We start from the raw sequence: 10,446 nt of genomic DNA on the forward strand, positions 1-10,446 counted from the left end.
GTATATACTTACTTTTTTCAGATAGAAGTAGTTTCAAATGATTGATGTTATGGGGAATTAGAAAAGTGATACAAAAGTTGAAATGCTAGCCTTTAAAAGAAGTATTGTGTTACAATTTTTGTTAGCTTTATTATAGAAATAGGAGGAAATGACGCATGCAGAAAGCTTTTCGCAATGTGCTAGTTATCGCAATTATTGGCGTTATTATATTCGGCGTATTTTCTTACATAAATGGGAATGGTAATACTCCGAAACAACTTTCCTATTCACAATTTGTAGAGAAATTGGATAAAGGGGACTTAAAAACCTTAGAAATCCAACCTGAACAAAATGTGTACTTGGTAAGTGGTAAAACTAAGAATGATGAAGATTACTCTTCAACTATTTTATACAACAACGAAAAAGATTTACAAAAAATTACAAATGAAGCCAAAAGCCAAAAGGACTTAGATTTTACGGTTAAAGAAGAAGAAAAACAAAGTGTCTTCGTAAGTATGTTAACTACACTTATTCCTGTATTAATTATCGCTTTATTATTTATATTCTTCCTTAGCCAAGCACAAGGTGGCGGCGGTGGCGGTCGTATGATGAACTTTGGTAAATCCAAAGCGAAAATGTACGATAACCAAAAACGTCGTGTACGTTTCTCTGATGTTGCTGGTGCAGATGAAGAAAAACAAGAATTAATTGAAATTGTAGATTTCTTAAAAGATAATAAGAAATTCAAACAAATGGGATCAAGAATACCTAAAGGGGTATTACTTGTAGGTCCTCCAGGTACAGGTAAAACCTTATTAGCACGTGCCGTAGCAGGGGAAGCTGGCGCACCTTTCTTCTCAATCAGTGGTTCTGATTTCGTAGAGATGTTTGTTGGTGTCGGTGCTAGCCGTGTACGTGACTTATTCGAAAACGCTAAGAAAAACGCACCATGTATCATCTTTATCGATGAAATTGATGCGGTTGGTCGTCAACGTGGTGCTGGTGTTGGTGGCGGTCACGACGAACGTGAACAAACGCTTAACCAATTACTAGTTGAAATGGATGGCTTCGGTGAAAACGAAGGCATTATCATGATTGCTGCAACTAACCGTCCTGATATTTTAGACCCTGCGTTATTACGTCCAGGACGTTTTGACAGACAAATTCAAGTGGGTCGCCCAGATGTTAAAGGCCGTGAAGCTATTCTTCATGTTCATGCTAAGAATAAGCCACTTGATGAAACGGTAGACTTAAAAGCAATCTCACAAAGAACGCCAGGTTTCTCTGGTGCTGACTTAGAGAACTTATTAAATGAAGCTTCATTAATTGCTGCGCGTGAAGGTAAAAACAAAATTGATATGCGTGACATTGAAGAAGCGACTGACCGTGTTATTGCTGGACCAGCTAAAAAATCACGTGTTATTTCTGAAAAAGAACGCAATATCGTAGCACATCATGAAGCAGGTCACACGATTATCGGTATGGTGCTTGATGAAGCAGAAGTAGTACACAAAGTTACAATCGTTCCGCGTGGTCAAGCTGGCGGTTACGCAATGATGTTACCTAAACAAGATCGTTACTTAATGACTGAGCCAGAATTATTAGATAAGATTTGTGGTCTCTTAGGTGGTCGTGTTTCTGAAGATATTAACTTCCATGAAGTATCTACAGGCGCATCTAATGACTTTGAAAGAGCAACGCAAATCGCTCGTTCAATGGTAACTGAATATGGTATGAGTAAAAAACTCGGACCATTACAATTCTCAAGTAGTAGCGGTGGACAAGTGTTCTTAGGTAAAGATATGCAAGGCGAACCTAACTACTCAGGTCAAATCGCTTATGAAATTGATAAAGAAGTACAACGTATTATTAAAGAACAATATGAACGTTGTAAACAAATTTTATTAGAACACGAAAAAGAACTTAAACTTATCGCTAAAACATTATTAACTGAAGAAACATTAGTAGCAGAACAAATTCGCTCATTATTCTACGACGGTACTTTACCAGAAGTAGATTACGATTTTGCACGTGTTGTTAAAAAAGATGACGATTCAGATTTTAATGATGGAAAATATGGTAAATCTTACGATGATATCCGTGAAGAACAACGTAACGACGATGACCATGGTGATCACCATAACGATAGTGATAACACTCGTAGAGATCAACAAAGAGATGGTAGAGATAACCATGCTGGACATGATCGTTTACGTGATGATTCACATGATAGCTCTCATAGAGATTCAGATGACCAAGATGAAACAGGTTATGAGCAATCTCCTAATATCGACAAACCATTTAATCCAAATGATTCAAACAATAGATAATTGATAAAGTTCATAGTTTAAACGAAATCTCCTTCACTAAGGTTAGTCACCTTAGTAGAAGGAGATTTTTTGTTTTTTTAATAGATTTAACAATTGTAGTCATCTAATTTTAAATTTACGTTATAATAGTTATGTAAAGCGCACAACAATATATTAATATTCAATTTATAATCAGCAATATGAATTATTTTATATTATGTAACTTACATCGACCATCTCATTAAATGTTGAAACTATAAGGAGGAGGAATTTTGAGAAAAGCACTTGTAACGCTAATGATGTTATTAATATGTTCATTAGTTATATCACCTGTTGTTCAAGCACAACAATCACCAGTCGACATTGCTAAACAACAAAATAAATATATAGATGAAAAATATAATCCTAAAGGTATGGTAGTGACAGCTGATAATGGACAAATAGTATATGAATATCATAAAAACGAAAAAGTAGATCCTGCATCGACAACCAAATTAATGACTATGTTTTTAATATATGATGATATTAAATCAGGAAAAATTAAAATGAACGATAACGTTAAAATTACTTCTAGATACGCTGAAATGTCGCAATTACCCAATTTAACTACATTCCCGCTTCAAGAGGGAGAAACGTTCACTATTAACCAATTGTTAAAACAAGCAGCACTTGAATCGAGTAATGCAGCTACATTAGTATTGGCAGAACATATCGATGGTAATTCATCTAAATTTACGGATCGCATGAATAGTAAAGCTAAAAAATTAGGAATGACAGATACATATTTCACTAATCCAAGTGGCGCTAATAATAATCTTATTAAGCCTTTTGCTCCTAAAAGCTATAAAAATCAGACTGTTTCACGTACTACAGCATATGACATGGCATTGCTTGCTAACCAAATATTGAAAGTACATCCTGAACTCTTAGACATCACAAAACTTACTAGTGATATGCAAAAGAATATTGAATTACATAACACCAATACTTCATTACCGAATGAGGTAGATGGGATGAAAGACGTTGATGGCTTGAAGACAGGCACAAGTACACAAGGATATAATCTTGTGCTAACTGCTAAACGTCATCACTTAAGAATTAATACAGATATCTTTAATATTCAGCCTTATCCTGACGACACTGCGAAACATGTACGTCAACAGTTATCAAATATCCTAACAGAACAAGCATTTGAAAAGTATGAATATCGTAAAGTGATATCAAAAGGTAAACATGAAATTGGCGATAAAAAAGTGATTGTTGAAAAAGATTTATATGATTTAGTACCTAAAGATAAAAACAAATACAAATTGAAAATTTCAGAGAATCAACGTCTATACGTGGATTACAACCGCAATTTTATTAAAGGGCATCACGCACCTAGTGTGAAAGTGGAAAACTATGAGAGTCCTCTTAAAATATTATTTCATATCTGCTTAGCGATTTTCGGACTAATTTTATTTGCTTTTTTAGTAATGTTTGGTATTAAAATATATATTAAGAAAAATTAGAGATATGGATTTTTAAAAAGTTATTTAATTTATAGAAGAACATTGAAATTGTTATTGGTTTCAGTGTTCTTTTTAGTTTAAAATAGGCTTAATGTACTCATTTATATACCAAAGCAAGTTACTTCATATTCTTATTAAACAAGTGTAGAATAAATATCCTTAAAGATAAGACATTACTTAGTCCACATTTTAAAAATAAATAATATAAAATTCGATGTAATAAAGGAGATAAACATAATGACACATGATTATATTGTGAAATCATTAGCTTTTGATGGAGAAATTCGTGCGTACGCGACAATTACTACAGAGTCGGTACAAGAAGCTCAAACACGCCATTATACATGGCCGACTGCTTCAGCTGCGATGGGTAGAACAATGACTGCTACACTATTGATGGGAGCCATGCTAAAAGGCGACCAAAAATTAACTGTCACAGTAGATGGCAAAGGACCTATCGGACGTATTATTGCCGATGCAGATGCTCAAGGTAATGTACGTGCGTATGTGGATAAACCTCAAACACACTTCCCATTAAACGAACAAGGTAAATTAGATGTAAGACGCGCAGTAGGTACAGATGGTTCAATTCAAGTCGTTAAAGATGTGGGTATGAAAGATTACTTCTCTGGCGCTAGTCCAATTGTCTCAGGAGAATTAGGTGAAGATTTCACGTACTACTTTGCTACAAGTGAACAAACACCTTCTTCAGTGGGATTAGGCGTGCTAGTTAACCCTGATAACTCTATAAAAGCTGCCGGCGGATTTATCATTCAAGTGATGCCTGGTGCTAAAGATGAAACAGTAAGTAAGTTGGAAAATGCCATTAATAATATGAGACCAGTATCTAAACTAATTGAAGAAGGTTTAACACCAGAAGGTCTTTTAAATGAAATTCTAGGTACAGAGAATGTGCAAATGTTAGAAACAGTAGATGCGCAATTTGAATGTAACTGTAGTCATGAGAAATTCCTTAATGCAATCAAAGGTTTAGGAGAAGCTGAAGTTCAAGATATGATTAAAGAAGATCACGGTGCCGAAGCGGTATGTCATTTTTGTGGTAATAAATATAACTACTCTGAAGGCGAATTGGAAGAATTATTGACTACAATGAAAGCTTAAATGATACACGCTTAATAAGAGAAATCGGTTTGCAAAACTCTAGTTTCTAGATTTAAGGTGATAAACAAGTGTTTATCGCCTCTTTTTTTAGGGAAAATTAACGGTGTATACGTAAAAAGTAACTTTTTATCGCCTAATGAAAGAATTAGCTTTGTCTTTTTAGAAAATTCTGATAGAATATAAGTATATCCGATAAAACAACTAAGTTTTTAAATTAGAATAATAAAGGAGCGTTTTTCAATGGCACAAAAACCAGTAGATAATATTACGCAAATTATTGGTAATACACCAGTCGTAAAATTAAGAAACGTAGTAGATGAAGATGCAGCAGATGTTTATGTAAAATTAGAATATCAAAATCCAGGTGGTTCAGTTAAAGACCGTATTGCATTAGCGATGATTGAAAAAGCTGAAAAAGAAGGCAAAATTAAACCTGGTGATACAATTGTTGAACCAACAAGTGGTAACACAGGTATTGGTTTAGCTTTCGTATGTGCTGCTAAAGGTTATAAAGCAGTATTTACAATGCCTGATACAATGAGTTCTGAACGTCGTAATTTATTAAAAGCATACGGTGCAGAATTAGTCTTAACACCAGGTTCAGAAGCTATGAAAGGCGCTATTAAAAAAGCGAAAGAATTAAAAGAAGAACACGGCTATTTCGAACCACAACAATTCGAAAATCCAGCTAACCCTGAAGTACATGCATTAACAACTGGTCCAGAATTGGTTGAACAATTTGAAGGTAAACAAATTGATGCATTCTTAGCAGGTGTAGGTACTGGTGGTACATTATCTGGTGCAGGTAAAGTCTTAAAAGACAAATACCCTAACATTGAAATCGTTGCGATTGAACCAGAAGCATCTCCAGTATTAAGTGGTGGAGATCCAGGTCCTCATAAATTACAAGGTTTAGGTGCTGGTTTCGTACCTGATACATTAAACACTGAAATTTACGATAGCATTATTAAAGTTGGTAACGAAACAGCAATGGAAACATCTCGTCGTGTAGCTAAAGAAGAAGGTATCTTAGGAGGTATTTCTTCAGGTGCTGCCATCTATGCAGCTATCCAAAAAGCAAAAGAATTAGGCAAAGGTAAAACAGTTGTAACTGTACTACCAAGTAACGGTGAACGTTACCTATCTACGCCATTATATTCATTCGAAGATTAATTCGATATTATATCGTCTTAGGCTGGGGCATTTATTTAAAATGTCTCAGCTTTTCTTTTTGAAAAGGTAATAACCTTATATGTAATATTATATGGGACATACTTAAGTACAGATACTGAAATCATTGTCGATAGAGTGGTATCATTAATATAAGTAGAAGGTTAGGGCCCAATAGCGCTTTGGGGATAAGGTTAATATGTTTCTAAAGTATAGATTATCGAAGACCTAGGCCTATTCATTTTCAAAATTAGCAAAGGGTGACAAAAATGACTAAAACAAAAATTATGGGAATTTTAAACGTTACGCCAGATTCATTCTCTGACGGAGGCAAATATAATTCAGTTGAAAAAGCCGTAGCTCGTGCAAAAGAAATGATTGAAGAAGGCGTAGATATTATTGATGTAGGGGGTGTATCTACACGACCTGGCTACACAGAAATCTCGATAGAAGAGGAATTAGAGCGTGTGGTACCTGTAGTTAAAGAATTAGCTCAATTTGACGTTCAAATTTCAGTAGATACATATCGAAGTGAAGTGGCAGAAGCGTGCTTAAAACTTGGTGCAACAATGATTAATGACCAATGGGCTGGGTTATATGACCCTAAAATCTTAGAAAAAGTAGCTGAGTATAATGCGGAGATTGTACTAATGCACAATGGGGATGGCCATCGAGAACAACCAGTTGTTGAAGAAATGTTGTTATCATTAATGACACAAGCAAACAAAGCGGAAATGGCTGGCATCCCTCAACATAAAGTATGGTTAGACCCAGGTATTGGTTTCGCCAAAAGTCGTGAAGAAGAAAATGAAGTTATGGCACGCTTAGATGAACTTGTAGCCACAGAGTATCCAATCTTACTAGCAACCAGTCGCAAACGTTTTATTAAAGAGATGATTGGTACAGAAACAAAAGCGCTTGAACGCGATGAAGCAACAGCAGCGACAACAGCCTATGGTATAATGAAAGGCGTTAAAGCCGTACGTGTACATAATGTGCGATTAAATGCACGTTTAGGTCAGAGTATGGACTTCTTAAAGGAGAATGAAGATGAACGACACAATCTTTCTTAATGGAATGCAATTTTATGCATATCACGGTGCTTTACCTGCAGAGAATGATATCGGTCAAATCTTTAAAGTAGATGTGACGTTAAAGGTTGATTTAGCAGAAGCGGGTGAATCGGACGAAGTTACTGACACAGTACATTATGGAGAGGTGTTCGAAGATGTTAAAGAAATCATGGAAGGACCACCGTGTAATTTAATAGAACATCTAGCTGAACGTATTGCAAAACGTATAAATTCACACTATAATCGTGTAATGGAAACGAAAGTCAGAATCACTAAAGAAAATCCACCCATACCAGGATATTATGACGGTGTAGGAATAGAGATAGTGAGGGAGAATCGTTAAATGGTACAAGCGTATTTAGGTTTAGGGAGTAATATTGGTGAAAGAGAACAACAATTACAAGAAGCTATCAATATGCTAAATAATACTGACGGCATTGAAGTTGTAAACGTGTCTCCAATATATGAAACCGCTCCTGTAGGTTATACGGAGCAACCCAATTTTTTAAACTTATGTATAGAAATTGCCACAGAATTGACGCCACAAGCACTCCTTAAAAGTTGCTTTGAAGTAGAACAACGATTGCATCGTGTGAGAAAAATTCGTTGGGGTCCGAGAACACTAGATATTGATATCTTGCTTTATGAAGATAACATAATCGAAGAAGATAACCTTGTGGTCCCACACCCGCGTATGAGCGAGCGTGCCTTTGTATTAATACCGTTAAATGATATCGCATCTGATAAAATTGAACCACGTTCACAAAAACCAATCCGTGATTTAGTCATAGCGGACGATACGGTTAAGAAGTATAAGGGCTAAGAGCTATAATTTTATAAACTATTGAAGTAATTAAATAGTTTGTAAATTGCTTTATTTTCCTTAAAGATGTTGAAAGTGACAAGAAGTACATAAAACGCTAAACCAAATTAATACTGAATAAAATGATAGATATCTTGCAAAAATTCCAAAAGAACATATGGAACTATTAGCAGAAAAACAAGAAACTTAAAGGAGAGAAAGTTATGTCAGAAGAAATGAATGACCAAATGCAGGTCCGCCGTCAAAAACTACAAGAATTAATCGATTTAGGGATCGACCCGTTTGGTAAACGTTTTGAACGTTCAGCTACTGCTAGTGAATTAAAAACGCAATGGGATGAGTTTTCTAAAGAAGAATTACATGACAAAGAAGAAGAAAGTCATGTCTCAATTGCCGGTCGTTTAATGACGAAACGTGGTAAAGGTAAAGCTGGTTTCGCTCATGTACAAGATTTAACGGGCCAAATTCAAATTTATGTACGTAAAGATCAAATTGGCGAAGAAGATTTCGATAATCTTTGGAAAAGTGCGGACCTAGGAGATATCGTAGGTATTGAAGGTGTAATGTTCAAAACGAATACTGGTGAATTATCAGTCAAAGCCAAAACATTTACGTTATTATCTAAAGCTTTAAGACCACTACCAGATAAGTTCCATGGTTTACAAGATATTGAACAAAGATATCGTCAGCGTTACTTAGATTTAATCACTAATCAAGATAGTACGCGCACATTTATTAACCGCAGTAAAATCATTCAAGAAATGCGTAATTTCTTAAATAAAAAAGGCTTTTTAGAAGTTGAAACACCAATGATGCACCAAATTGCAGGTGGTGCGGCTGCACGTCCTTTCGTTACACATCACAATGCTCTAGATGCAACATTATATATGCGTATTGCGATTGAACTACACTTAAAACGTTTAATCGTCGGTGGACTTGAAAAAGTATACGAAATCGGCCGTGTATTCCGTAATGAAGGGGTGTCTACACGTCATAACCCTGAGTTTACTATGATTGAATTATATGAAGCTTATGCTGATTACCACGATATTATGGATTTAACTGAATCTATGGTTAGACATATCGCTCAAGAAGTGTTTGGCTCAGCGAAAGTTCAATACAATGGGGAAGAGATTGATTTAGAATCTGCATGGACACGTTTACACATTGTAGATGCCGTTAAAGAAGCAACTGGTGTAGACTTCTACCAAGTTCAAACTGACGAAGAAGCTAAAGCATTAGCTAAAGAACATGGAATTGAAATTACTGACAATATGAAATATGGGCACATCTTGAATGAATTCTTTGAACAAAAAGTAGAAGAAACATTAATTCAACCTACGTTCATTTATGGTCACCCTATCGAAATTTCTCCGTTAGCTAAGAAAAATCCGGAAGACCCTAGATTCACAGATCGTTTCGAACTCTTTATAGTAGGTAGAGAACATGCCAATGCATTTACAGAGCTAAATGATCCAATCGACCAACGTCAACGTTTCGAAGCACAACTTATTGAAAAAGAACAAGGAAACGACGAAGCACACGAAATGGATGAAGACTACATCGAAGCATTAGAATATGGTATGCCTCCAACAGGTGGACTAGGTATCGGTATTGACCGACTAGTCATGTTGCTAACAGACTCACCTTCTATTAGAGACGTATTATTATTCCCTTATATGAGACAAAAATAGGTATAGAAGACTTAAGAACGCTAACTGCTAATGTGGTTAGCGTTTTTTATATTTGAAAAGTAATAAAAGATAGGTAGACTTCAAATGAAATTAAATAAGGAGAGGGATTGATCTTGAAGATTGAAAATCATAGTAGCATATGTAACGTCTGCGGATTTATTATATTATGAAACAGATCTTTAGAATTGTAGTTGTGGGTTTTTAGTATGTACTAGCTCGTAAAGAGGAAGGTTAAAGTGTTAGTAGTGCACTTGTGATTACATATGTGAAGAAAGAGGAGATTTTTTCTAGTAAAATTAAGAAAAAAAGAGTAGTCAGAGGAAGACCAATGTGCTAATATATTATGAGTGTTCTAAAAAACACAGTGTTAGTTAAAACTTTTATTAATAAAAGTTAAAAAACTAATTGACATGAACTTTTAGATATTGTAAGATATAAAAGTCGTCAAAAACGAAAGTTAATTTTGCAAACAACTTGTAAACGAAAGTTTAAGAAAGTGTAAAATTAACTATTGAAAATTAAAATAAACAACATTATAATTGATTGAGTAAGTTATTGTCTGGTGACAATGGCAAGGAGGTCACACCTGTTCCCATGCCGAACACAGAAGTTAAGCTCCTTAGCGCTGATGGTAGTTGGATTTACGTTCCGCTAGAGTAGGACGTTGCCAGGTAATTATAATATTGGAGAATTAGCTCAGCTGGGAGAGCATCTGCCTTACAAGCAGAGGGTCGGCGGTTCGAACCCGTCATTCTCCACCATTTT

8 protein-coding genes, 1 tRNA gene and 1 rRNA gene are annotated in these 10,446 nt (G+C 35.3%); all 10 read left to right on the top strand.

Annotation, left to right across the window (positions count from 1 at the left end; all coding sequences use genetic code 11):
• Nucleotides 1-155 precede the first annotated feature (155 nt).
• The 10 genes from ftsH to CD147_RS01190 all read left to right on the top strand — a co-directional run bounded on the left by ftsH (nt 156) and on the right by CD147_RS01190 (nt 10,442).
• A complete protein-coding gene (gene ftsH / locus CD147_RS01145; protein ID WP_103165622.1) occupies nt 156-2,309 on the top strand; it encodes an ATP-dependent zinc metalloprotease FtsH in 2,154 nt (717 codons plus the stop codon).
• Nucleotides 2,310-2,560: 251 nt separating this feature from the next.
• Nucleotides 2,561-3,799: a penicillin-binding protein PBP4 gene (gene pbp4, locus CD147_RS01150; protein ID WP_167409763.1), complete on the top strand. Its 1,239-nt coding sequence runs from the start codon at nt 2,561-2,563 to the stop codon at nt 3,797-3,799.
• Nucleotides 3,800-4,036: 237 nt separating this feature from the next.
• Nucleotides 4,037-4,921 (top strand): Hsp33 family molecular chaperone HslO, encoded by an 885-nt coding sequence (hslO, locus tag CD147_RS01155; protein WP_103165623.1) that lies wholly within the window; start codon nt 4,037-4,039, stop codon nt 4,919-4,921.
• A gap of 240 nt (nt 4,922-5,161) precedes the next feature.
• A complete protein-coding gene (cysK, locus tag CD147_RS01160) occupies nt 5,162-6,094 on the top strand; it encodes a cysteine synthase A (protein WP_103165624.1) in 933 nt (310 codons plus the stop codon).
• Nucleotides 6,095-6,360: 266 nt separating this feature from the next.
• The gene (folP, locus tag CD147_RS01165) at nt 6,361-7,164 is read left to right on the top strand and encodes a dihydropteroate synthase (protein WP_103165625.1); all 804 of its coding nucleotides are present in this window, start codon (nt 6,361-6,363) and stop codon (nt 7,162-7,164) included.
• The gene (gene folB / locus CD147_RS01170; protein ID WP_103165626.1) at nt 7,142-7,507 is read left to right on the top strand and encodes a dihydroneopterin aldolase; all 366 of its coding nucleotides are present in this window, start codon (nt 7,142-7,144) and stop codon (nt 7,505-7,507) included. The genes folP and folB overlap by 23 nt, the downstream gene beginning before the upstream one ends.
• Nucleotides 7,508-7,987, top strand: a complete 480-nt coding sequence (gene folK / locus CD147_RS01175) for a 2-amino-4-hydroxy-6-hydroxymethyldihydropteridine diphosphokinase (protein WP_103165627.1) — start codon at nt 7,508-7,510, stop codon at nt 7,985-7,987.
• Nucleotides 7,988-8,190: 203 nt separating this feature from the next.
• Entirely contained in the window at nt 8,191-9,681 is a 1,491-nt protein-coding gene (gene lysS, locus CD147_RS01180; RefSeq protein WP_103165628.1) for a lysine--tRNA ligase, read from the top strand.
• A 558-nt stretch (nt 9,682-10,239) separates the two neighbouring features.
• A 5S ribosomal RNA gene (rrf, locus tag CD147_RS01185) occupies nt 10,240-10,354 on the top strand.
• A gap of 12 nt (nt 10,355-10,366) precedes the next feature.
• Nucleotides 10,367-10,442, top strand: a tRNA-Val gene (locus CD147_RS01190).
• Nucleotides 10,443-10,446: the final 4 nt, after the last annotated feature.

Source organism: Staphylococcus devriesei (genome assembly GCF_002902625.1).
GTDB lineage: Bacteria > Bacillota > Bacilli > Staphylococcales > Staphylococcaceae > Staphylococcus > Staphylococcus devriesei.